Here is a 23,078-nt window from a genome sequence, read left to right as displayed (position 1 = left end):
CGCCTCCGCCGTTCAGGAAGTGTGAACGGTCCCGGGGGCGGGAGCGGGCCCGGAATTATCGTGGGGCGCATGGATCTGCGGCGGCTCTCCTCCTTCCTTGCCGTGGTCGAGGAAGGGCACTTCGGGCGGGCGGCGACCCGGTTGTTCCTGTCTCCCGCGGCGGTGACCGGACACATTCAGCAACTGGAGCGGGAGTTCGGCACCCCGCTGCTGGAGCGGAGCCCGGTGGCGCCGACCCCGGCCGGGCGGCGGCTGGTCTCCCACGCCCGTACGCTGCTCGCCGCCGCCAACGCCGCCATGGACGATGTGGCGGACGTGGCCCAGGGGGCGGCACCGCGGCGGCCGCTGCGGGTCGGCGTCATGGGGCACGGATCGGCCGAGGTGACCCCGGCCGCGGTCAGCGCCTTCCGCCGGGCGCGGCCCGAAGTGCCGTTGTCGCTGGTGCAGTTGACCTTCACCGAGCACTGCAGCGCACTGCGCGAGGACCGGGTGGATGTGGCGTTCGTCCGTCCCGGGTTCCAGAGCGAGGGGATCACGGTCGATGTGCTGACGACCGAGCAGCGGATCGTGGTGGTGTCGGCGGCGTCCTCGCTCGCGGACGCCGCGCGGGAGGGGGTGCGGCGGGCGGACATCATCGACCTGCCGTATCTGCGGCTGCCGCCGCACACCCCGCGGCCTTTCACCGACTACCTGTACTTCGACGAGGGTGAACGGCGCAGCCCTGACTGTGCGTTGACCCCGCACGACTGTCTGACGAGCGTGGTGGCGGGGCGGGGCGCGGGCTCGGCGCTGAAGTCGTTCGCGCGCTACTACCCGTGGCCGGGCACCGTGTGCATACCGGTGCTGGACGCGCCGTGGGCGGACAGCGTGCTCGCGACCCGGGAGCAGGACCCCGATCCGGAGGTGCGGATCTTCCGGGCGCTGACCGTCGCGCTGGCACGGGAGTTGGGGCCGGCCGCCGCGCGGTAGGGCCTCTTCGACGCTGATCCGTCGGACAGGCTCTACCGCGCCGGGCTCAGTCGCGTTTGCAGATGCGGTCGAGGAGGTTGGCGGTGGCGCGCTGGACGCGCTGGTCGACATGGCCGGGGCGGTCGAGGGCGGGCGACCAGGCGAAGGTGCCGGAGGCGAAGACCCAGGCGCCACTGGGGGCGCGGTAAAGAGAGGTCTCCTGATGGCGGCGGGCGCCCTCGCTGTCGCGGTACGGGGAGTGGGAGAGCAGGATGCGTTCGGTGTGCTTGGGGAGGCTGGTGCGCGGGAAGTAACGGTCGGCCTCACCGGCGACCAGGCCGGGAAGCTCATCGCCTTCATGGGCGCCAGTGGCCTCCCACAGCCAGTGGCTGCCGTTGCGGACGACCAGGGGGGCCGGTTCGGGGACCCGGCCGGCGTACTGGATGCCCATCAGCCGCTGCTCGGGATCGCCGTTCTCCCGCCAGAGCGCGGGGCGTCCGGGGCCCTGGCGCTTGCGGCAGTGGAGCAGGGAGTCCGGGCCCGAGGGCGACGGGGAGAGGTCGACCTGCCAGTACATGGTGTTGGCGGACAGGAAGACCAGGGAGGTGCCGGTGTCCCGGGCGGCCTCGACCGTGCGGCGCATGGGCACCGACCAGTATTCGTCGTGGCCCGGGAAGACCAGGCCGCGGTAGCGGGACGGGTCGACCCGGCCGGCGTGCAGATCGCGGGCGTCGGCGTAGGCGAGGTCGTAGCCGTAGCGCTCGGCCCAGCGGATGAAGTCGTAGGCATGGCCGACATGGAGGGGCAGGCCGGCGCCGGCGTAGGGGCGGTCGAAGGAGACAGTGGTGGCGGCGTCCTGTTCACCGAGCAGGGCGCCCTTTTCGTCCCAGGCGTGGTAGAGGCTCGCGCCCGTGCGGCCGTCCTCCGGGTAGAGGTTGTAGGCCTGCCAGGTGATGTCGGGCAGCAGCAGGAGGAGATCGGCGGGCTCGTTGTCGCGGACGGTGAAGGGGATGTGGGAGCGGTAGCGGCCGTCGGCGGTGGTGAGCACCGCGACATAGGCGCCGAGGTTCCAGAACGTGGGGACCTGGAGGCGCCAGGACAGCCACCAGTGATGGCAGGAGACCGTGCGCTCGGCGGTCAGCGGGGGCGGCTGGACGATACCGGCCAGCCGCGGACTGGTGGTGACCTTGTGGGCGCCGGTGCCGCCGTAGTGGCCGATGCGGTAGACGTCGATGCTGAACGGCTGGGGCGGATCGACCGAGACCCGGAAGTCGATGGCCTCGCCGGGGGCCACCGCGCCGGGGCCGGCGAAACCTTTGATCTGGCGGTGCACGTCATCGGCGGTGCGCGGGCCGTTGTGCTTGTGGGGGACGGGCTCGCTCAGATCGCCCTGGGCGACGGCGGGGTCGACGTACCAGGGGATGATGCGGCCGGAGTCGAAGTAGTTCTCGCTGCCGCGCAGCCAGGGCAGCGGGCCCTGCCCGAACGGGTCCGTGACCGCGTGGGCGAGGGCGCCCGACTCCCAGCGCCTGATCTGATCCGTCGCCACCTTCCACTCCCCTCCCGCGTCCCCCATCGGCCGCGGCCCCTCGGGCCGGTGCTGCGCCGGCGGGGCGAACCCGGCCGGCCGTCCCCCAGCACATCACATTACGCACCCACTCCGTCACCCTTCGTCGTGAATTTAGATGCAACCGCCCCCGAAATGCGAACTGGAAGGGAACATTCAGCCGGTCGAGCGGGCTGACTTGGAGGGGCGGCGGCCCGCCGGCCGCCGTGGGCCCGGGGTCATACCAGCCGGACCGGCTTTTCCGGCCGTACGCCGATCGTCGTCAGCCAGCCGCGGAGCGGCTCCGCATCCCCGTCGTCGACCAGGCTGAGCACCGGGCGGCCGAGGTCGGCCCGGCGGGCGCCGTCGACCAGCAGTGCCGGGCCGTCGAGCCAGTCCAGGCCGGGGGCGGCGCCGGCGGTGTCGACGGCGGCGCAGCAGACCATGGCGGTGACATGGTCGGCGAGCAGCTCACGGCCCGTACGGGGCGGCTGCAGCGGGAACAGCGGGAGGCCGCCCTCGGCCATGCCGTCGCCCCAGGCCACTCCGAGGGCCGCGTCCTGCTGCGAGGTACCGCGGGCGGCCTGGCGGGCCGCCTCCTCGCGCTCCTCCCGCTCGACCTCCGCGCCCAGCCGGGCGGCGACGAGATCGCCCGCACTCTCGTCATGGGTGAGCCGGTCGATGACGCGGGCCAGCGTGGGGCCGGGGGCCGGGGCGGGCTGCGGCTCGCCATGGCGGTCGGCGGCGGGCGGACCCAGGGAAGGCTCGTCGGCGGGAGGGCGCTCTTCCGGGCGATCGCCGGGTGTACGGGCGGCGGTGCGGGCGTACGAGAGGGGCGGGGCGGCGGTCGCGGGGTCCTGGGCCGGGGCCGCCGACGCGGGCGGGGGCGGCGACGCGGGCGGCGACGCGGGCGGGGGCGCCCGGAGCGCGGTCGCCGGGAGGTTGTCGAGTACGCGGTGGAGGCGGGCGGCCTCCAGACGCCATTTACGGTCCACGACCTCTTCCGGGTACTGGTTCCAGCCGACCGGTGACCAGTCGGGTCCCGGCTCGGCCGGACCGCCGTGGAAGAGGCGGGCGGCCAGCAGGGAGGCGGCGCGGTCGATGGCGCCCGGCTCCTCCAGGAGGTCGCAGGCCGGGCGCTCGCCAAGACGGGAGGCGAAGCCGTCGGCGAGGCGGTCGCGGCGGGAGAGTTCGGTGAGCGCGGAGACCACACCGGCGTCCAGCCGGGACGGCCAGCGGCCCATCCGCCAGGCCGGCAGCGCGACCCGGGTCAGCAGCCGGTCCCAGCCCGCGTACGCCAGGCCGACCTGCTCCTGGGCGACGATCCGCAGGCCGTAGTCGACGGTCTGGGCGCGCTCGGAGGCGGCGGTCGCGACGGCGCGTTCCATGATCGTGGCGTGTTCGCGGCCGGCCCGGAGCAGCATTCGCGCCACCCGGCCGACGAAGCGCAGCGGGAGGTCCCGCAACGGGCGCCGGGCGCGGGCGGCGACCGCGACCGCGGCGTCCAGACCGCGGATGAAGCGGCGGGCGGCGGCTATGTCGGGATGGGAGGACGGGCCGGTGCCGGCGACGACGGGGGCCAGCAGGGCGCGCAGCTCGGCGACCCGCATCCACCACAGGAACGGCGAGCCGATGACCAGGACCGGCGCCTCGGGCACCCGGCGCTCCCCGCCGGCCGGTCCCCCACTACGGCCGGGCGGGCCGTGTGCGCCGTGTGCGCGGTGGGTGCGGTCCTCGAGCCAGCTGTCGCAGTCCGGGGTGAGCGCTATGGCGGAGGGCGCGGGGACCTCCAGGCGGTCGGCGAGATCACGTACCAGGCGGTAGAGGTCGGGGGCCGACTTCTCGGAGATCGGGACGGACGGGCTGAGGGCCGGTCTGGCGCGCGCGACGACCACGGCGACCAGCGCGGCCAGCAGCAGGCTGACCACCGCGAGGCCGCCGGTGATCCCGCGGGCGAGGTCCCAGCCGGTGCCCGCGCCGAGATGACCGGTCACCCGGCCGGCGAGCAGCACCACGGCCGCGGCCGCGGGCAGCAGTGCCACGGCCAGCGCGGTACTGCGGATCCGCAGCACCGCGAGGGCGCGGGCACGCGCCGCCAGGACGCCTGTTTCCGGACTTGCCACGAGCCTGTACACCCCCTGCTGTCCTGATGGAGCCGGACGGAGAGAACACGGGACGGACGTACGAGAATTGCGCGTTGTGCGGAGCGAGCTCACTCCCCACCCACTGTGGCACCGGCCACTGACATCGCAATGCCGGTGAGCCACTTGCCGGACGCCACCGTGATCACCGTGCCGGAATCCGGCACGGCCACCGCAGGACGCTTGCGCGGAACCCTAGTTGGGGGTTTTCGTCTCGTCAGCCGGTTACTTGGTGCGGTCACTCGATGGAATGGCTTTGGGCAAAGCCGGGAACCGGTGCCGGAAAGAGAGGGGCCCCGGGCGATTCGGCCCGGTCTGCACCCACAGACCTGGGGCATATGCCACGGTATGTGCCATGTGCCCCAGGGGAGATGCCATCAGCTGCGACCGGCGCGACGGGCGCGTCCGTGCGACCCGTGCGCCGTCGCGACGTCCCGGGACAACACGCCTAGGCGCCCTGTGCCTCCGCGGCGTCGTCCGCGACCTTGGCCGCGATGTCCGTGCGGTGCTGGGAGCCGTCCAGGGAGATCCGGCCGAGGGCGCGGTAGGCGCGCTGCCGGGCGGTGGTGAGGTCCGAGCCGGTGGCGGTGACGGACAGCACCCGGCCGCCCGCGCTGAGCACCGCGCCGGAGTCGTCGCGCTTGGTGCCGGCGTGCAGGACGTACGCCTTGGGGCCGTCCTGCGCCACGACATCGGCGAGACCGTCGATCGGGTCGCCGGTGCGCGGGGTGTCCGGGTAGTTGTGGGAGGCGATGACGACGGTGACCGCCGCGCCGTCGCTCCAGCGCAGCGGCGGGAGGGTGGCGAGGGTGCCGGTGGCCGCGGCGTGCAGCAGGCCGGCGAGCGGGGTCTTGAGGCGGGCGAGGACGACCTGGGTCTCCGGGTCGCCGAAGCGCGCGTTGAACTCGATCACGCGCACCCCGCGGGAGGTGATCGCCAGACCCGCGTAGAGCAGCCCGGAGAACGGGGTGCCGCGGCGGCGCAGCTCGTCGACGGTGGGCTGCAGGACGGTGGCCATGACCTCGTCGACCAGCTTGGGGTCGGCCCACGGCAGCGGGCTGTACGCACCCATGCCGCCGGTGTTGGGGCCCTGATCACCGTCGTAGGCCCGCTTGAAGTCCTGGGCGGGCTGCAGCGGTACGACGGTCTCGCCGTCGGTGACCGCGAAGAGGGAGACCTCGGGTCCGTCGAGGAACTCCTCGATGACGACGCGGTCGCAGGCCAGCGCGTGGGCGCGGGCGGCCTCGACGTCCTCGGTGACGACCACGCCCTTGCCGGCCGCCAGCCCGTCGTCCTTGACGACGTACGGCGCGCCGAAGGCGTCCAGGGCCTCGTCGATCTCTTCCGGGGTGGTGCAGACATAGCTGCGGGCCGTGGGGACGGCCGCGGTGGCCATCACGTCCTTGGCGAAGGCCTTGGAGCCCTCCAGCTGGGCGGCCTGGGCCGAGGGGCCGAAGACCGGGACACCGCGGTCGCGTACGGCGTCCGCGACGCCCGCCACCAGGGGGGCCTCGGGACCGACCACGACCAGATCGGCCTCCAGGCCGACGGCGAGTTCGGCGACGGCCGCGCCGTCGAGGGCGTTGACCCCGTGCAATTCGGCCACCTCGGCGATGCCGGCGTTGCCGGGAGCGCAGTGCAGCGCGGTGACGTCGGGGTCGAGGGACAGAGAGCGGCACAGGGCGTGTTCGCGGGCGCCGCCGCCGATGACGAGGACCTTCACGGTGGCAGCCTAGACGAGAGCTCCGGACACCCTGACGTCGGCCGGGCCCGGGGGCGAGCGGCGCCGGGGCGGCCGGAAACCGTGCGTCACCGCGTTGGCCACTCTTTCGGGTGAGACACCCGGCGGCCTTATACCCGATCCCGCACCACTTCCGGGCGGAAAGAGCGTGATCGTGGGGCCGACGCCAGCCGTTCGGCGGTAGGAAGGGGGCGGCGCGCAACGGCCGTCCCGTATGCCACGTGCGCACCGCGCGTATCTGTCACGCGTCACCGCACGTGTCTGTCATGCGTCACCGCACGTATCTGTCATGCGTGCAATCTGTAGAGAGCGTAGAGAGGGAGTGCCCGGGTGAGTCAGCCGGAGATGCAGCCCGAGGGACCCCCTCGGGAGAGCAGCCGCCCCACTCGGGAGAGCGGCGGCCGGGGCCCCGGCCGGAGGGATCTCGCGGGACGGGTCTTCCCGCTCGGCGACTGGGGGGAACCGGCCGACCGCCTCGACGCGCTCTATCTCTGGACCGAGGAGGGCGCGCTGCGCGCCGCCGACTGGTATCTGCACGACCGGCTGGCCAAGCGCCGCGGCGCGCGGGCGCTGCGGCTGGGCGCCGCGGCCGGGGTGAGCGTCGGCGGGGCGCTGCCGCTGCTGGATCTTGCCGGTATCTGGGAGGGCGGCGCGTCCTGGGGCTGTCTTTCGCTGCTGCTGGCGGCGGTGTGTCTGGGCGGCGACCGGTACTTCGGGGTGACCGCCGGCTGGATGCGGGATCTGGCGACCGCGCAGGCGATTCACCGTCGGCTGGAGGCGCTGCAGTTCGACTGGGCGACGGAGAGCGTGCGGGAGGTGCTCGGGCCGGCCGAGGGCACGGCGGGCGAGGCGGCGGAGCGCTGTCTGGGGGTGCTGCGGCGGTTCAACGAGGACCTCGGGGAGCTGGTACGGGCCGAAACGGCCGGCTGGATGGCGGAGTTCCGGACCGATTCGCTGCGCTTTGCCGCGGACGGGGGCGGCTCTGCCGCCGTTTCTCCGCGTCAGGAAGGGGCGCCTGCGGCGGGGCGGTTTGCGGTGCCGCATCGGGCGCGGCCGAATATGCCTCGGCAGCGGCCGCCGGAGTGATTGCTTCCCACGTTTTTGGCTGTCCCGGCGTGACGGTTTCTCGCCGTTTGTTGCCCGCTGCGCGGTGCCCTCGCCGTTGCACCTGGCGGCGAGCCGGTCCGCTGCGCTTCGCCTCGGCCGATACCTGCGAGTTGCCCGCCGTTGCGCCTGCGGCGGGCCGGTCCGCTGCGCGGGGCTGTCGGGGTGCGGTGACGGGCCTCCGGGGCAGGGGTGTGGGACTGCTTCGCTTTACGTCCCACACCCCTGCCCCTCCGGCCCGTCCCCTCCCGTGGGTGGGTGGGAAAAAGGGGGGTGGGTGGGAACGGGTGGTGGGCGGGAACGGGTGGTGGGCGGGAATGGGTGGTGGCCCAGGGGAGGCTGGTGGGTGGGTCAGCTGAAGACGATCATGGAGCCTTGGGCGAGGCTTCGGGTGGCGGCGGCGTGGAGGCCCAGCCATACGTGGCGTTCGCGGGCGAAGGGGCTGTTGTCCGGGGGGACGGCGTTCGCCCGTTCCTCCAGGGAGGTGGGGCCGGCCGGCGGGGCGGGGGCGGCGGGTGGATTGGCCGGATCGATGCCGAGGGATGGCGCAACCAGTTCGAGGTCGCGCAGCAGGCCGTGCGAGGAGCCCAGCGGGCCGCCGCCCTCCAGCAGTTCGTCGTTGGCGAGCGGGTGCGGGAAGTCGACCGGGACATAGGCGCCCGCGTGGTCGTAGTGCCACACCAGGTGGGACTGCTGCGCGGTGGCCTCGAACATCTCCAGCAACTGCTCGTAGTCGCCGCCCAGTTCGTCGACCGGTGTCACTTCCAGGTTGCACAGCCGCAGCAGGTAGGCGCGGCGCAGGAAGTGCAGGGCGTCGTAGTCGAAGCCGGCGACCGGCGCGACGTCACCGGACAGGCCGGGCATGTAGCTGAAGACCGGGACCGGTGGCAGGCCCGCTTCCGTCAGGGCCTTGTCATAGGCGGCGATCTCTTCGGAGAACGGGTTGTCGGGGCTGTGGCACAGCACATCGACGAGGGGTACCAGCCACAGGTCACATGCCACGAGTGTGGGCTCGCTTCCGGTCGGGGACAGGGACACCGGCGCACGTACAGCTACGGGTACGGCCCATTACGGCCGATGGTCGGGACAGCGTAGTGCTAGCCGCGCGTTCCGACGAGAGCGAGGGAGTGCTCGTTGTACTCGGCGATCAGCCGCTGCGCGGTGGCCAGGTCGTGCTGGATCAGGGCGTCGGCCAGCGCGCTGTGGCCCTGCCACAGCAGCCCCCTGAGGTCAGGTTTGCGGCGCAGCAGCGGCACCGCGAACATCCAGGTCTGGACGCGGATCCGGTCGAGGAAGTCGCTGATGTAGGCGTTGTTCACGATGCTGCTCAGCTCGCGCCAGAACCGCAGGTCGTAGCCGATCAGGACGTCCAGGTCACCGGCCCGCGCGGCCCGTTCGGCCTCGTCGGCGCGGCGCCGGATGGAGATCAGCACGCCCGCGGAGGTGGCGCGCAGTGCCTGGTCGGCGCCGCTGCGGAAGATGCCCTCGATGATCAGGGTGCGGGCCTCGACCATGGCCCGGAAGTCCTCGGCGGTGAAGGCGTGCACCTTGAAGCCGCGATGCTGTTCGACGTCGAGGAGGCCCTGGGCGCACAGGTCGAGCAGCGCCTCGCGCACCGGGGTTGCGGAGACGCCGTACTGCTCGGCGATCTCCTTGACGGTGAAGGGGTGGCCGGACGGCAGCCGGCCGGCCAGGACCTCGTCGCGCAGGGCGTCGGCGATCTGCTGGCGCAGGGTGCTGCGTCGTATGACTGAGCTGTCTCCGCCGGCGGGCATCGTGTGCGTCTCCTTAGACGTCCATGACCGCGCAAGTGGGAGCGGCCCCCGCCCACGATAGGCGAGGGCCGGGCCGGTCCGCTGCCCGAGGTTGCCGTGGGCATGCCGTACGGCACGCCTGTGACCTGCGGTTCCGGCCGCCGGGCGGACCCGGCCCCGGACTCAGACGGTGTGGGCGTCGGCCGCCGTCAGGGCCTCGTCAAGGGCGGCCAGGCCCTCCTTGGCCTCGGCCTCGGTGACCGTGCAGGCCGGGACGACATGCGTCCGGTTCATGTTCACGAACGGCCACAGACCGCCGCGCTTGCAGGCCGCCGCGAATTCGGCCATCGGAGCGTTGGCGGCGCCGGAAGCGTTGTACGGCACCAGCGGCTCGCGGGTCTCCTTGTTCTTGACCAGGTCCAGGGCCCAGAAGACGCCCAGGCCGCGGACCTCGCCGACGGACGGGTGGCGGTCGGCGATCTCGCGCAGCGCGGGGCCGATGACCCGCTCGCCGATGTCGGCGGCGTTCTCCACGATCCGCTCCTCGGTCATCGCGTTCATGGTCGCGACGGCGGAGGCGCAGGCCAGCGGGTGGCCGGAGTAGGTCAGACCGCCCGGGTAGGGGCGCTGGTCGAAGGTGGCGGCGATCTCGGCGCTGATCGCGACGCCACCGAGCGGGACATAGCCGGAGTTGACGCCCTTGGCGAAGGTCAGCAGGTCGGGGGTGACGCCGAAGTGGTCGGCGGCGAACCAGTGGCCGGTGCGGCCGAAGCCCGCCATGACCTCGTCGAGGATGAAGACGATGCCGTGGCGGTCGCAGATCTCGCGGACGCCGGCGAGGTAGCCGGCCGGCGGGACCATGATCCCGGCGGTGCCCGGGACGGTCTCCAGGATGATCGCCGCGATCGACTGCGGGCCCTCGAAGGCGATGGTCTGCTCCAGGTGCGCGAGGGCGCGCTCGCACTCCTGCTGCTCGTTCTCGGCGTGGAAGGCCGAGCGGTAGAGGAACGGGCCCCAGAAGTGGATGACACCGGCCGAGGCGGTGTCCGAGGGCCAGCGGCGGGGGTCGCCGGTCAGGTTGATCGCAGCGGCGGTGGCGCCGTGGTACGAGCGGTAGGCGGACAGCACCTTGGCGCGGCCGGTGTGCAGCCGGGCCATCCGGACCGCGTTCTCCACGGCCTCCGCGCCGCCGTTGGTGAAGAAGATCTTGTCGAGGTCGCCGGGGGTGCGCTCGGCGATCAGCCGGGCGGCCTCGGACCGGACGTCCACGGCGAAGCCGGGTGCGATGGTGCACAGCTTCGCGGCCTGCTCCTGGATCGCCGCGACGACCTTGGGGTGCTGGTGGCCGATGTTGGTGTTGACCAGCTGCGAGGAGAAGTCGAGGTAGTGGTTGCCGTCGTAGTCCCAGAAGTACGACCCTTCGGCGCCGGCGATCGGCAGCGGGTCGATCAGGCCCTGCGCGGACCAGGAGTGGAAGACGTGCGCGCGGTCGGCGGCCTTCACGTCCCGCCCGTCGCCCACCACCACCCTTCCCTGGTAGCGCTGCGCGCTGCTGTTGTTTTCGCCGGCAGCAGGGTCGGCGGCGGAGGCGGAGGGCGTCGTGGTCACGGTCAGTACCTCGGATCGGGTCGCTCGGGTCCGCCGGAGGACGGTCGCGGCGAACGCCCTCAGCCTAGGGATCACGGCCAGGCGCCCGGTACCGACAGTGTGTGTGACTCCACGCACGGCGCACGGACACTCTGTCCGGAATCGCGGGCTTCGGGCGGAGGTCGCTGTGCCGCTGCGCAGAGGGCCGGTACGGACCTGTTGAGGCGAAGGCTTCCCCTGTTGAGGCGAAGCTTCGCGAGTGGGATTCATTGACAGCATGCTGTCGATGGGACAGGATGCTGTCATAGAGACACAAGGAACGGCGGACCCGGTTTCCGCTGTCGGCCAAGGAGCTCTCATGACCTCGCGCACCGTGCACCTCGCCGCCTACGACACGCTTGCCGACTGGGAGTACGGCCACGCCATCGGCCATCTCCGCAGCGGCAGTTACTTCCGCCCGGCGCGGGGCGCCTACGACGTGGTCACCGTCGCGGCCACCACCGGCCGGCCGGTGACGAGCATGGGCGGGCAGCGGATCGTGCCCGGTCTCGCGCTGGACGCCCTGCGCCCCGAGGACAGTGCGCTGCTGATCCTCCCGGGCGCCGAACTGTGGGACACCGGCGAGGAGTTGGTGCCGTTCGCGGCCAAGGCCCGGGAGTTCCTGGCCGCCGGGGTGCCGGTCGCGGCGATCTGCGGCGCGACCGCGGGGCTGGCCCGGGAAGGCCTGCTGGACGACCGTCCGCACACCAGCGGCGCCGCCCCGTACCTCGCCGCGCAGCCCGGCTACCGGGGCGGCGGCCATTACCGCGAGGCCGATGCGGTGCGCGCCCGCGGTCTGATCACCGCGGGGCCGACCGCGCCGGTGGCCTTCGCCCGGGAGATCTTCGCCGAACTCGACGTCATGGAGCCGCGGATTCTGGACGCCTGGTACCGCCTGTTCGCGCACTCCGACGCCGATGCCTTCCCCGTGCTGATGACGGCGGGGGCGGCCGAGTCGGAGGGCGGGTCCGAGGCCGGCTCCGAGGGCGGGTCCGTATGAGCGCGTCCCGGGGCGACGGGCCCCGGTCCTCCGAGCCCGCGGCGCCCGAAGGCCCCCGGCCCCCCGAGCTCCTCAGCCGTACCGCCCTCTCCGTCTTCCGGCTCAACGGGCAGTTCCTCGCCGTCGCGGACGGCCTCGCCCATCCGGCCGGGCTGACCGCCGCCTGGTGGCAGGTGCTGGGCGCCGTGCTGCCCGAGCCGCTGTCCGTTGCCGGTATCGCCCGGGCGATGGGCATCACCCGCCAGAGCGTGCAGCGCATCGCGGACCTCCTTGTTGCGCGCGGCCTCGCCGAATACCGACCGAATCCGGCGCACCGACGCGCCAAACTCCTCGCCCCGACCGAGGAGGGCCGGGCCGCTGTCGCCCGTATCACCCCCGGCCATGCGGAGTTCGCCGCCCGGCTGCGCGAACAGCTCGGCGGGCCGGAGGGGTTCCAACGGGTCACGACGGCGCTGGAGGAGCTGTCGGCGGCGCTGGACGAGTTGGCCGGTCCGCCGAAGGCCCCGCCGGCCGCGGAGGACTAAGGGGCGGACGGGCCTGCCGGGGCGCGGCGGGCGCTCGATATCCTCACCGCGGACGAGAGACCGCGGGCAGCACCGGGAGCGGAGGCGCCGGCGTCCACTCGCCCGCTGGCGGCTTCGGGGGAAAGGGCGACGGGATCGTGGAACAGCCGATACGTGCTGGGCAGCAGGGACGGCCGGGGCGCGCGGAACGGGCCGGATGGCTGCGGCCGCTGGACGCACAGGATCCGGCGCGGATCGGGGACTACCGTCTGCTCGGACGGCTCGGCCAGGGCGGTATGGGACGGGTGTTCCTGGCCCGTTCGGACCGCGGCCGTACGGTCGCGGTCAAGCTGGTGCACCCGGAGCTGGCCGGCGAGGAGGAGTTCCGGGCCCGCTTCCGGCGGGAGGTACGGGCCGCGCAGCGGGTCGGCGGGGAGTGGACGGCGCCCGTACTGGACGCGGACACCGAGGCCGGGACCCCCTGGGTCGCCACGGGCTATATCGCGGGCCCCTCCCTGCAGCGGGTCGTCGGCGGCGGCACTCCGCTGCCCGAGCGGAGCGTACGGATCCTGGCCGCCGGACTGGCCCGTGCGCTGGGCGCGATCCATGCCGCCGGGATCATCCACCGCGACCTCAAGCCGTCCAATGTGCTGCTCACCATCGACGGGCCGCGGGTCATCGACTTCGGGATCGCGCGGGCGCTGGAAGCGGTCACCGGCAACGGGGTGACGCGTACCGGCGATTCGGTCGGCTCACCGGGCTTCATGTCACCGGAACAGGTGCGCGGCGAGCCGCTGACCCCGGCCTGCGATGTCTTCTCCCTCGGGTCCGTACTGGCCTACGCGGCGACCGGACGGCAGCCGTTCGGCACGGCCGACAGCATCGCGCACGCCCTGATGTTCCGCATCGCCCAGGAGGAGCCCGATCTCTCCGCACTGCCCGACGGGCTGCGCGAACTGGTCTCCGGATGTCTGGCCAAGGACCCGGAACAGCGGCCCACGCCCGCGGAGTTGGTGGCGCAGGCGGAGCGCGGGGCCGGGGGCGGGCCGGGCGCGGACGACGAGCCCTGGCTGCCGGGGGCGCTGATCGCCCGGCTGGGGCGGCATGCCGTGGAGCTGCTGGAGGCGGAGGACCCGCAGGACGGGGAGAACGCGCGGGGTGGCGACCGGGCCGGCGCACCGTCCGCGGTCCCGTCGCCCGCCCCGGAGGGACCCGGCGGGGTGCATGCGCTGCCCACCGCCGTCTCGCACACGTCCGCACCGGGCCGCACCCCGGCGACGCCGCCCCCGGGCCCCGTCGCGCCCGGTCCGGCGTCGCACCCGCCGCATACCGCCCGTGCAGACCATGGCCCCGCTGTCCCGGCGCCCGCCCCGGCGTCGCGCCGTCGTCGTGGTGCCGGTGCCGCCCGGTTCGCCGCGTTCGCGCTGGTGCTGGCCGGGGTCGGTGCGGCCACCGTGTACGCCGTGCTCGGCGGCGACGGCGACGGTGTACGGGCGGAGGACGCGCACGGCAAGGACGGCCGGGCATCGGGGCAGTCCGCCGCGAACGGGGGCATTCCGACGGACTTCCTGGGCACATGGGAGACGACCCTCGACGGCTCCGCCGTCAACGCCCGGCGCCTCACGCTCATCCAGGGCGAGACCGGTGACACCGTGCTGACGATGACGGCGACCGGAGCGTCCTACCGCTGCGCGTTCGCGGCCACCCTGATCAGCGCGGGCCCCCCGGTCCGCCTCGGCCCGTCCACGGTGGTCTCCGGACCGGACGGCTGCCGGCCCGGCGAGTCGAGCACCCTGGAGATGGTGGGCGGCACGCTGCGCCGCGTCTCCGACGACGGCAAGGCCCTGTCGTACCGCAAAACGGGGTGACGGCTGACAAGAAGGGGTGAAGGGCGCCCGGGTGACGCAGCGTCCGGCGGCGGCCCGGCGTGGGCCGTTCGACCGTTCCTCCTGGTCACATGGCCGTCGTTCCCCTGTCACCCCTCGATCGTTCTCCCGTCGTGACGCTCTGTCGGCCCTAGCGCGATCCCGGGCCGCCTAGGCTCGGGGGACGCCTGCTGCCGCCACGCGCCTCAGGCACGGAACGACACGGGGGAGGGTGCCCGGATGGACGGCCTGCGGGGGCTGACGGCCGACGATCCGCAGTGGATCGGGGACTACCGGCTGCTCAGCCGTCTCGGCAGCGGCGGGATGGGGCGGGTCTACCTCGCCCGTTCCGAGGGCGGCAGGACCGTCGCGGTGAAGCTGGTGAAGGCCGAACTCGCCGCGGAGGAGGAGTTCCGGGACCGCTTCCGCGCCGAGGTCGCGGCCGCGCGGCGGGTCGGCGGGCGCTGGACCGCGCCGGTGCTGGACGCCGACACCGAGGCCGCGGTCCCCTGGGTCGCCACCGGCTATATCGCGGGTCCCACACTGAGCGAGGTCGTCGGGTCGTACAGCCGCTCCGGCAGCTACGGCCCGCTGCCGGAGGATTCGCTGCGGCGGCTGGCGTACGGACTGTCCTGCGCGCTGCGCGACATCCACGGGGTCGGTCTGGTGCACCGCGATCTCAAACCGTCCAATGTGCTGCTCACCATCGACGGGCCGCGGGTCATCGACTTCGGGATCGCGCGGGCCCTGGACGCGGTCGGGGAGCAGACCCAGACCCGGGCCGGCACAGTGCTCGGCTCGCCCAGTTTCATGTCGCCCGAGCAGGTCACGGGGCAGCGCGTCGCCCCGGCCAGCGATGTCTTCTGTGTGGGCTCGGTGCTGGCGTACGCGGCGACCGGGCGGCAGCCGTTCGGCAATCCCGCTTCGGGTGTCCATGCGGTGATGTTCAAGATCGCGCAGGAGGAGCCGGACGTGGCCGCGGTGCCGGACGGGATCCGCGCGCTGATCCTGGACTGCCTGGCCAAGGACCCGGCGGCGCGACCCACCCCCGAGGAGCTCGCCGAGCGTCTCGGGCCGGTGCCCGGCGGCGGCCCGTCGGCCCCGCCCTGGCTGCCGGCCGAGCTGATCGCCCGCCTGGGGCAGCACGCCGTGCTCCTCCTGGACACCGACACCCCGCCCGGCGGCCAGCCGCCGACGGTGCTGACCACCAAAACCCTGCCCAGTCCAGCACCGCCCCCGCCGCCCACCGCGGCGGAGCGACGCCGCCGCCGTCGATGGCTCCCCCTCGTCGCCACGGCCGTCGTCGCGGCCGCCACGGCAGCCGGCGCGGTCCCGCTGCTGAGCAGCGGGGCGGACGCCGACGACAGCGCGTCCGACATCCCGGCCCGCTATGTCGGCACCTGGTCGGGCCCGGTGCTGCGGGACGGGACGCCGACCGGGCAGCAGCGGCGGTTCGTGATCACCCACGGCACGGTCGGCGAGGTGGTCGCGAACAGCACCAGCCTGGGCGCGACCTACGAATGCCGCAGCGACGGCAAGCTGGTGTCCGTCACCCGGCAGGACGGGCACCCGGCACTGCGGCTGGACACCAAGGTCGTCCGGTCCGTCCCGGCCGGCCGCTGCTCCGCGCTGGGCGAGCACACCCTGGAGGAGGGCGGCGCCGACACCCTGACCTGGGCCGCGGCCGGACGCACCGCGACGCTGCACCGCGTCGCCCCGGCCGACGGCACCGTCCCGTCCGGCTTCCTCGGCACCTGGCGGCGGCCGAACGACGACGGCTACGGCAGCCAGCAGCTGACCGTCAAACAGGCCCCGGCGGGCAGCACGGTCCTCAGCACCGTCGTCGTGGGCCGCGCCGGCCGCTGCACGGCGCACGCCGACCTCTACGCGGCGGAGGGCGGCAAGCTGACCGTCGGCCCGTCGGTCGTCGACCGGGCCGCGCCCGGCTGCACACCGAGCAGCACCTCCGTGCTCAGCCTGGCCGGCGACGGCACCCTGCACCGCGAGTTCCTGGGCGACGACAAACAGCCGCGCGGCTACTCCAGGGTGAAGTAGCCGCGCGGCTGCCTGCTGCGCTGCACCGGGGGACCGCCCAGGTCCCCCGGCGGTGTCCCTAGGACAGGAACGAGTTGATCTCGATCGTCTCATCGCGGCCGGGGCCGACGCCGATCGCGGAGATCGGGGCGCCGGACATCTCCTCCAGCGCCTTGACGTACGCCTGGGCGTTCTTCGGCAGGTCGGAGAACGACTTCGCCTTGGTGATGTCCTCGGACCAGCCGGGGAGCATCTCGTAGACCGGCTTGGCGTGGTGGAAGTCGGTCTGCGAGTACGGCAGCTCTTCCACGCGCTTGCCGTCGATCTCGTAGGCGACACAGACCGGGATCTGCTCCCAGCCGGTGAGCACATCGAGCTTGGTGAGGAAGAAGTCGGTCAGGCCGTTGACGCGGGTGGCGTAGCGGGCAATGACCGCGTCGAACCAGCCGCAGCGGCGGTCCCGGCCGGTGGTCACGCCGCGCTCGCCGCCGATGCGGCGCAGCGCCTCGCCGTCCTCGTCGAAGAGCTCGGTCGGGAACGGACCGGCGCCGACGCGCGTCGTATAGGCCTTGAGGATGCCGATGACGCGGCTGATCTTCGTGGGACCGACGCCCGCACCCGTGCAGGCGCCGCCCGCGGTCGGGTTCGAGGACGTGACGAAGGGGTACGTGCCGTGATCGATGTCCAGCAGCGTGCCCTGGCCGCCCTCGAAGAGGACCACCTTGTCGTCGTCGAGCGCCTTGTTGAGGATCAGGGTGGTGTCGGCGACATAGCCCTTGATCTTGTCGGCGTAGCCCAGCAGCTCCTCGACGACCTGGCCGGCCTCGATGGCGCGGCGGTTGTAGAGCTTGGTGAGCAGCTGGTTCTTGACGTCGAGAGCCGCCTCGACCTTCTGCTCAAGGATCGACTCGTCGTAGAGGTCCTGGACGCGGATGCCGACGCGGTTGATCTTGTCGGCGTAGGTCGGGCCGATGCCGCGGCCCGTGGTACCGATCTTCCGCTTGCCGAGGAACCGTTCCGTCACCTTGTCGACAGTGATGTTGTACGGCGTGATCAGATGCGCGTTACCACTGAGCAGCAGCTTGGACGTGTCGACGCCGCGCTCGTTGAGTCCGCTCAGCTCGGAGAGCAGGACCGCCGGGTCCACGACGACGCCGTTGCCGATGACCGGGGTGCACCCCGGCGAGAGGATTCCGGAAGGGAGAAGGTGCAGTGCGTACTTCTGGTCGCCGACGACGACCGTGTGGCCGGCGTTGTTGCCGCCCTGGTAGCGCACCACATAGTCCACGGATCCACCGAGCAGGTCGGTGGCCTTTCCCTTGCCCTCATCACCCCACTGAGCACCGAGCAGCACAAGTGCGGGCACAGGCGTACACCCCTTCCGGGCGGGGCATGTCCAACGTGCGTGGATGGCGTCGGCGTGCCTTTTCACGCGTACGTCATCGCTAGAGCCGTCGGACCGGTGCCCCGGAATAGACGAAGCCCCTGGCGCAATAGCGCAAGGGGCTCTTGCACCGAGATGCTACCTGAGGAAGGACCGAGGTGTCGGCGCAGCCTTCTGGGCACTCTCCCGTGGACTCCGTTCGGGGGTACCCCCTGCTCGTGGTCATCGACCCGGTCGCCCGCAGTACGGACGGCGAGTCCGTGCGGATCGCGAAGGATGTCCTGTGCGCGGGCGCGGGCGCGAAAATCTGTCTTCCGGAGGGTCCGGAGGAATTCGCGCGGATGCTCGCCCGCCGCGGCCACCGGCGCCCGGTGGTGATCGGTGACGACCGGACGCTGCTGCGGGTGGTGGGCCTGCTGCACAAGGAGCGCGAGCTGGCCGCGGTGCCGCTGTCGATGGTCCCGGTCGGCGCCCCGGCCGCCGTCGCGCTGAGCCGCGCACTGGGCGTCCCCACGGACACGGTGGCCGCCGCGCGGGCCGTCCTGGACGGCGGGGAGCGGCCGATGGATCTGCTCACGGACGACAGCGACGGCATCGTGCTGGGCGGCCTGCGCATCCCCTGCGGGAGCGAGGCGACCCGGCCGGTGCACGGGGCGTATGTGCCGGGGACGGCCCCGCCGCCGGCCCCCGTCGGACCGGCCGACGCCCTGGGCGGACGGGGCGGCCCGCCGGACGGCCTCGACGGGCCCCGGCCGTGGTGGAAGCCGGCCGCGCGGACCGCCCGTACGGCGCTGGCGCTGCTGGCCGCGCCGGCGGCCGGCCTTGGCGCACGGCGGGCCCGGGTGCCGGGGCAGCGGCTGCGGATCGAGGCGGACGGAGTGCTGCTGGCGGATCTGGACCGGCCGGTGCGCGGGGTGTCGGTGGTGCCCGGCGGGCAGACCGGGGCGGACGGGCCGCGGCCGGGGGGCGGTGCCGGTGACGGCCGTGAGCTGGCCGAGGTCGTGGTGCACTGGCCGGGCGGGGCGCGGCCGGTGCGGACCCGGGCGCGGGCGGTGACGGTGTCCGGCGCGGACTTCCACTACCGGGCGGATGCGGTGGTCGGCGGGCCGGTCAGGACCCGTACGTGGACCGTGCAGCCGGCGGCATGGCGGCTCCAGCTGCCGCGGAACGGGTGAGCGGCGCCCCCGGGGTGCCCGTCTAGCGTTCGTAGTCGGTGCGCAGGTCGTCGCGGTAGGTGCGCCAGCGCTCCAGCATCCCGGCGAGTTCCTTCTGCATGAACTCGAAGAAGGCGAGGGTCTCGCCGAGCCGGCGGCCGGCGGGGGTGGTCTCGCCCAGGCCGGCGACGCCCTCGCGCAGGGTGCTCTCCCAGCGGGTGAGCATGTTGTCCCGGCGGGTCATCGCCTCGTACCACTGGTCGCTGTGCACGCGGTAGCGGTCGCGGCGGGAGCCGGGCTCACGTTCCCGGCTGACCATGTCGACCTGGGAGAGATAGCGGATCGCGCCGGAGACGGCGGCCGGGCTGACCTGGAGGCGCTCGCCGAGTTCGGCGGACGTCAGCACGCCGGAGTCGGAGGCCAGCAGACAGGCGAAGACCCGGGCGGACATCCGCTGCATACCGGCGTCGACCAGCTGGGAGGCGAACCGCTCGACGAACTGCGAGACCGCTTCGTCATCACGCGTGGTGTCGCCGCCGTACTGGCGGGTGTCGTCCGTCCGGTCCGCACTCTGCTGTGCCTGCTCGCTCATATCCGCATCATCTCCCCTGTTCAGAGCCACCCACCCCAAGTTTATACGGTTTCTTAACTTCACAAATTTGTGAATCTAGCGTAGCTTCAAAATCATGACCAAGGCAATCTCCACCGCCCCCGCGATCCGGGTCGACGGTCTCCACAAGTCCTTCGGCCGCACCCATGCGCTGGACGGCCTCGATCTGCAGGTGGCGGCCGGTGAGGTACACGGCTTCCTCGGACCCAACGGCGCCGGCAAGTCCACGACGATCCGGGTACTGCTCGGCCTGCTGCGCGCCGACGGCGGCACGGCCCGGCTCCTGGGCAAGGACCCCTCGCGGCCCGTCCCGCCCGCGCCGCACGCCCCCGTCATCTGGCGGGCACCGGCACCCTGTTGCGCCTTGCGCTGCGCCGCGACCGGTTGATGATCCCGGCCTGGGTGCCGGCCCTGGGCCTGGCCCACGGCCTCTCGGTCGCGACCCCGGCGGCCAACTGGGCCCGGTACTGGCCGCGGCGCTCTCCCAGGTCCCGGCGGTCTGGACGCTCACCGGTCTGGCGGTCCTCGTCTTCGGGCTGTTCCCGAAGGCCACCCCCGCCGTCTGGGCGCTCGTCGGCGGCTGCCTGGCCATCGGCTGGCTCGGCCCCTCCCTCAAGTTCCCTGCGTGGGCGATGAATCTCTCCCCGTACACCATCTCCCCAAGCTCCCCGGCGCCGACGCCACCGCCGCCCCGTTCGTCTGGCTGCCGGCGCTCTCCGCCCTCTTCGCCCTCCTGGGCCTGGTGGGGGTGCGCCGGCGCGACATCGGCTGATCCCCCGGCGGCCCGTCGCCCCACGGCCGGCCGTCCCCGAAGACGTGCGCCGTCGGAGCTGTAGCGGACTCCGGCGGCGCACTTCCGTACGCGGTGGTGAGTGGGCGCCCGGCTGTCCACAGCATGTGGATACAGCACACGACGTGGCCAACCGCCAGTCACTGTTCGCCATTTCACCTGGCGGTGTGTTAACTCGCAGTAACCCTGGAGCACTTGGTGACCAACCCGTTACTTTCCGTGGGCACGGTCGTGACCACGACCCGCGGCACCGGAGGGGTTCATGCGACGCATCACCACCAAGATCGGCATTCTCGCGGCGGCGGCACTGCTCGCCGTCACGGCGGCCGGACCGGCCCAGGGGAAGCAGGCGAGCGACGCCGCACAGCCCCACCGGGTCGACTCGGCGGCCTACTTCGTGATGACCGATGTCACCCGCGAGGAATTCGTCATCAAGCTCACCGACCCGCGCAAGATCCAGCACGCCCGGGATCTGCTGAGCGGTGCGACCAGCTCGGAGCCCCATGTCATCGGCCGGATCGACAAGCGCCCCGCCCCGTACAACTGGCGCTGGAGCTTCCACCTCCGCCCGGAGACGATCGACTTCTTCGACTTCGCCATCGAGGTCTGTGACGCCACCACGCCCTATGTCGAAGAGCATCTGGACGAGGCCGGCGGGCCGTTCCTGCCCGGCCTGATCTGGTGCCCCTGGAGCTCGAAGCTGCTGCGGGAGGTCCCGCAGCCGTAAGGGCGCGTGCCGGGCCGCCGGCCGGACTCGTCCGCCGGCGGTCCTCGCGCGTTCCGCCCGAGGCCCTCAGCCCCCCGGCGTCACCAGCCGCGCCTCGTACGCGAACACCGCGGCCTGGGTGCGGTCGCGCAGCCCCAGCTTCACCAGGATGCGGCTGACATGCGTCTTCACCGTGGACTCGGCGACCACGAGATGCTCGGCGATCTCCCCGTTCGACAGGCCCTGGGCGACCAGCACCAGGACTTCGGTCTCGCGCTCGGTGAGGTCGGCGATGCGCTCCTGGGCGGGGGCGCGGGGGGTGCCGAGGCGGGAGAACTCGGAGATCAGGCGCTTGGTGACGGTGGGGGCGAGCAGCGCCTCGCCGGAGGCGACGATGCGGACGCCGTCGGCGAGCTGGCCGGCCGAGGCGTCCTTGAGGAGGAAGCCGCTGGCCCCCGAGCGCAGCGCCTGGTAGACGTACTCGTCCAGATCGAAGGTGGTCAGCACCAGGACCTTGGCGCCCTCGTCGGCGGCCACGATCTCGCGGGTCGCCTCCAGGCCGTTCATCTCCGGCATCCGGATGTCCATCAGGACGACATCGGGCTTGAGGACGGCGACCTTGCGCACCGCCTCGCGGCCGTCGACCGCCTCCCCGACGACCTCGATGTCCGGCATGGCGTTGAGCAGGACGGAGAAGCCCTCCCGGACCATCACCTGATCGTCGACGATCAATACCCGGATCATGCGCGTGCTCCCCCAGCCTTGTTCTTGCCCGTCGTGTTCGCCACCGGGATGAACGCCGCGACCTCGAAACCGCCGTCCTCGGTGTGGTCGGCCGTCATCTCGCCGCCCAGCATTTGTACCCGCTCCCGCATGCCCAGCACTCCGTGCCCCGCGCCCGGGGACGGCTTGGCCAGCCGGCTGGGCGCACCGTTGACGATCCGCACGCCCAGCCCGCCCAGCACATAGGAGATCTCCACCCGGGCGTCGGCGCCCGGCGAGTGCCGCAGCGCGTTGCTCAGCCCCTCCTGCACGATCCGGTACGCGGACAGCTCGACGCCCTGCGGCAGCGGCCGGGGCGAACCGGTGACCACGGCCTCGACGGTCAGCCCGGCACCGCGGACGCTGTCGAGCAGCGAGTCGAGGTGGCCGAGCGTCGGCTGCGGGGCCTCCGGGTCGCTCTCGGCGAAGGTGTCCGGGTCGGCGGAGCGCACCACGCCGAGGATGCGGCGCAGCTCGGCGAGCGCGGCGACGGCGTTCTCCCGGATCGTCGCGAAGGACGTGGCGAGCTCGGGCGGGGTGTCCTTGACGCGGTAGGGAGCCGCCTCGGCCTGGATGGCGATGACGGACATGTGGTGGGCCACCACATCGTGCAGCTCGCGGGCGATCAGGGCCCGCTCCTCCAGGAGCGTCCGCCGGGTGCGCTCCTCCTCGGTGACGGTCCGCGTCCTGACGACCTGTTGGCGCTCCTCGCGCCAGGCACGGACCGCGGCGGCGGAGATCAGAATCACTCCGCAGAAGACCGCCACCGGCGCCGGATCACCCGGGTCCGTGCCGGTGAGCACCGTCAGGACCGCCGCCACGGCAAAGGTGACCAGCCACATCTCCATGGCCAGCCGCGGCCGGGTGCGCAGCACCACGAGGACCATCACCATGACGTGGGTGGCGAAGGCGCCGTTCGAGAAGAGGTTGGCGTACGGGGAGGTCGACTCGGCGAACGCCCCAACGGCGAACGCGGCCAACGACAGCCAGTAGGCGCCCACCGGGCGGAAGAGGGTGAGCATCGGCGGCGCGGCGAGCAGCAGGGAGAAGCCGGCGGCCACCATGCCGTGCAGCGGTCCGGGGCCGGAGCTGGCCAGGTCCACCAGGAGGACAAAAGCCGAGAAGAAGCCGACGGTCACATGCGGCAGCCAGCGTGCCCAGCGTCGCAGCCTCTCGGGCAGCCACGGCACCCACCGGGAGATCTTGGCATCTTCCAGCGGGGGCAGCGGGCGGAAGGCGAAGGCGTCGACGAACAGGTCCTGGCGCAGCCGGTGCAGCACGCCATGGGCTATCCGTGCCTCCGAGTGCAAAGAGTCCTGCTTCTGGGTCGTCTCGTTCACGCTGACAACGGTAAGCAACGGCGGACCCCCGGGCGTCCCCACCAGTGGGGATCTGCGGGGATCCGCCTCA

19 protein-coding genes and 1 pseudogene are annotated in these 23,078 nt (G+C 72.9%); 10 read left to right on the top strand and 10 right to left on the bottom strand.

The genetic code is table 11. From position 1 onward, the window contains the following. The first annotated feature begins 69 nt into the window (after window positions 1-69). Window positions 70-969: a LysR family transcriptional regulator gene (locus SLV14N_RS21640; protein WP_263270695.1), complete on the top strand. Its 900-nt coding sequence runs from the start codon at window positions 70-72 to the stop codon at window positions 967-969. Between the two features lie 46 nt (window positions 970-1,015). Here SLV14N_RS21640 and SLV14N_RS21635 read toward each other — a convergent pair whose 3' ends face one another. The 3 genes from SLV14N_RS21635 to purD all read right to left on the bottom strand — a co-directional run bounded on the left by SLV14N_RS21635 (window position 1,016) and on the right by purD (window position 6,358). Continuing rightward, window positions 1,016-2,497 (bottom strand): N,N-dimethylformamidase beta subunit family domain-containing protein, encoded by a 1,482-nt coding sequence (locus tag SLV14N_RS21635; RefSeq protein WP_263270693.1) that lies wholly within the window; start codon window positions 2,495-2,497, stop codon window positions 1,016-1,018. Between the two features lie 236 nt (window positions 2,498-2,733). Then, window positions 2,734-4,617 (bottom strand): hypothetical protein, encoded by a 1,884-nt coding sequence (locus SLV14N_RS21630; RefSeq protein WP_263270691.1) that lies wholly within the window; start codon window positions 4,615-4,617, stop codon window positions 2,734-2,736. 466 nt (window positions 4,618-5,083) lie between these two features. Next, the gene (purD, locus tag SLV14N_RS21625; protein WP_208682873.1) at window positions 5,084-6,358 is read right to left on the bottom strand and encodes a phosphoribosylamine--glycine ligase; all 1,275 of its coding nucleotides are present in this window, start codon (window positions 6,356-6,358) and stop codon (window positions 5,084-5,086) included. Between the two features lie 348 nt (window positions 6,359-6,706). On the opposite strand from purD, the gene SLV14N_RS21620 reads away from it, so the two are divergent. Further along, entirely contained in the window at window positions 6,707-7,462 is a 756-nt protein-coding gene (locus SLV14N_RS21620; RefSeq protein WP_263270690.1) for an SLATT domain-containing protein, read from the top strand. Window positions 7,463-7,831: 369 nt separating this feature from the next. On the opposite strand, the gene SLV14N_RS21615 is transcribed toward SLV14N_RS21620, so the two are convergent. From SLV14N_RS21615 to SLV14N_RS21605, 3 genes are all read right to left on the bottom strand, one after another. After that, on the bottom strand, window positions 7,832-8,482 hold the full coding sequence (locus SLV14N_RS21615) for a hypothetical protein (protein ID WP_018092637.1): 651 nt from the start codon (window positions 8,480-8,482) through the stop codon (window positions 7,832-7,834). Between the two features lie 95 nt (window positions 8,483-8,577). Further along, a complete protein-coding gene (locus tag SLV14N_RS21610; RefSeq protein ID WP_208682871.1) occupies window positions 8,578-9,255 on the bottom strand; it encodes a GntR family transcriptional regulator in 678 nt (225 codons plus the stop codon). A 162-nt stretch (window positions 9,256-9,417) separates the two neighbouring features. After that, window positions 9,418-10,761 (bottom strand): aspartate aminotransferase family protein, encoded by a 1,344-nt coding sequence (locus tag SLV14N_RS21605; protein ID WP_263273236.1) that lies wholly within the window; start codon window positions 10,759-10,761, stop codon window positions 9,418-9,420. Window positions 10,762-11,179: 418 nt separating this feature from the next. On the opposite strand from SLV14N_RS21605, the gene SLV14N_RS21600 reads away from it, so the two are divergent. The 4 genes from SLV14N_RS21600 (at window position 11,180) to SLV14N_RS21585 (ending at window position 16,283) form a co-directional block, all read left to right on the top strand. Next, window positions 11,180-11,860: a DJ-1/PfpI family protein gene (locus SLV14N_RS21600; RefSeq protein WP_263270688.1), complete on the top strand. Its 681-nt coding sequence runs from the start codon at window positions 11,180-11,182 to the stop codon at window positions 11,858-11,860. After that, window positions 11,857-12,384 carry a MarR family winged helix-turn-helix transcriptional regulator gene (locus SLV14N_RS21595; protein WP_263270687.1) on the top strand — a complete coding sequence of 176 codons (528 nt, stop codon included), beginning with the start codon at window positions 11,857-11,859 and terminating at the stop codon, window positions 12,382-12,384. Before SLV14N_RS21600 ends, SLV14N_RS21595 begins: the two co-directional genes overlap by 4 nt. A 137-nt stretch (window positions 12,385-12,521) precedes the next feature. Then, a complete protein-coding gene (locus SLV14N_RS21590; protein WP_263270685.1) occupies window positions 12,522-14,231 on the top strand; it encodes a serine/threonine-protein kinase in 1,710 nt (569 codons plus the stop codon). 237 nt (window positions 14,232-14,468) lie between these two features. Beyond that, window positions 14,469-16,283 (top strand): serine/threonine-protein kinase, encoded by a 1,815-nt coding sequence (locus SLV14N_RS21585; RefSeq protein WP_263270684.1) that lies wholly within the window; start codon window positions 14,469-14,471, stop codon window positions 16,281-16,283. 58 nt (window positions 16,284-16,341) lie between these two features. Here SLV14N_RS21585 and SLV14N_RS21580 read toward each other — a convergent pair whose 3' ends face one another. After that, window positions 16,342-17,628, bottom strand: a complete 1,287-nt coding sequence (locus SLV14N_RS21580) for an adenylosuccinate synthase (protein ID WP_026170160.1) — start codon at window positions 17,626-17,628, stop codon at window positions 16,342-16,344. 206 nt (window positions 17,629-17,834) lie between these two features. Between SLV14N_RS21580 and SLV14N_RS21575 the strand changes: the two genes are divergently transcribed. Further along, window positions 17,835-18,821 (top strand): diacylglycerol kinase family protein, encoded by a 987-nt coding sequence (locus tag SLV14N_RS21575; protein ID WP_263270682.1) that lies wholly within the window; start codon window positions 17,835-17,837, stop codon window positions 18,819-18,821. Window positions 18,822-18,843: 22 nt separating this feature from the next. Here SLV14N_RS21575 and SLV14N_RS21570 read toward each other — a convergent pair whose 3' ends face one another. Continuing rightward, window positions 18,844-19,392 carry a GbsR/MarR family transcriptional regulator gene (locus tag SLV14N_RS21570; RefSeq protein ID WP_263270681.1) on the bottom strand — a complete coding sequence of 183 codons (549 nt, stop codon included), beginning with the start codon at window positions 19,390-19,392 and terminating at the stop codon, window positions 18,844-18,846. A gap of 94 nt (window positions 19,393-19,486) precedes the next feature. On the opposite strand from SLV14N_RS21570, the pseudogene SLV14N_RS21565 reads away from it, so the two are divergent. From SLV14N_RS21565 to SLV14N_RS21555, 3 genes and pseudogenes are all read left to right on the top strand, one after another. Next, window positions 19,487-19,708: pseudogene (locus tag SLV14N_RS21565) on the top strand (ATP-binding cassette domain-containing protein); the annotation flags it as partial. Window positions 19,709-20,035: 327 nt separating this feature from the next. After that, the gene (locus SLV14N_RS21560) at window positions 20,036-20,182 is read left to right on the top strand and encodes a hypothetical protein (RefSeq protein WP_263270679.1); all 147 of its coding nucleotides are present in this window, start codon (window positions 20,036-20,038) and stop codon (window positions 20,180-20,182) included. A gap of 280 nt (window positions 20,183-20,462) precedes the next feature. Then, the gene (locus SLV14N_RS21555; protein WP_208682860.1) at window positions 20,463-20,927 is read left to right on the top strand and encodes a calmodulin-binding protein; all 465 of its coding nucleotides are present in this window, start codon (window positions 20,463-20,465) and stop codon (window positions 20,925-20,927) included. Window positions 20,928-20,993: 66 nt separating this feature from the next. Here SLV14N_RS21555 and SLV14N_RS21550 read toward each other — a convergent pair whose 3' ends face one another. Then, window positions 20,994-21,650: a response regulator transcription factor gene (locus tag SLV14N_RS21550; RefSeq protein ID WP_018092623.1), complete on the bottom strand. Its 657-nt coding sequence runs from the start codon at window positions 21,648-21,650 to the stop codon at window positions 20,994-20,996. Further along, on the bottom strand, window positions 21,647-23,008 hold the full coding sequence (locus SLV14N_RS21545) for a sensor histidine kinase (RefSeq protein WP_263270676.1): 1,362 nt from the start codon (window positions 23,006-23,008) through the stop codon (window positions 21,647-21,649). The genes SLV14N_RS21550 and SLV14N_RS21545 overlap by 4 nt, the downstream gene beginning before the upstream one ends. Window positions 23,009-23,078 lie beyond the last annotated feature (70 nt).

This window comes from Streptomyces sp. Je 1-4 4N24 (assembly GCF_026239515.1).
In the GTDB taxonomy this organism is placed as follows: Bacteria; Actinomycetota; Actinomycetes; order Streptomycetales; family Streptomycetaceae; genus Streptomyces; species Streptomyces nigrescens.
This window is presented reverse-complemented; position numbering and strand designations above follow the sequence as displayed.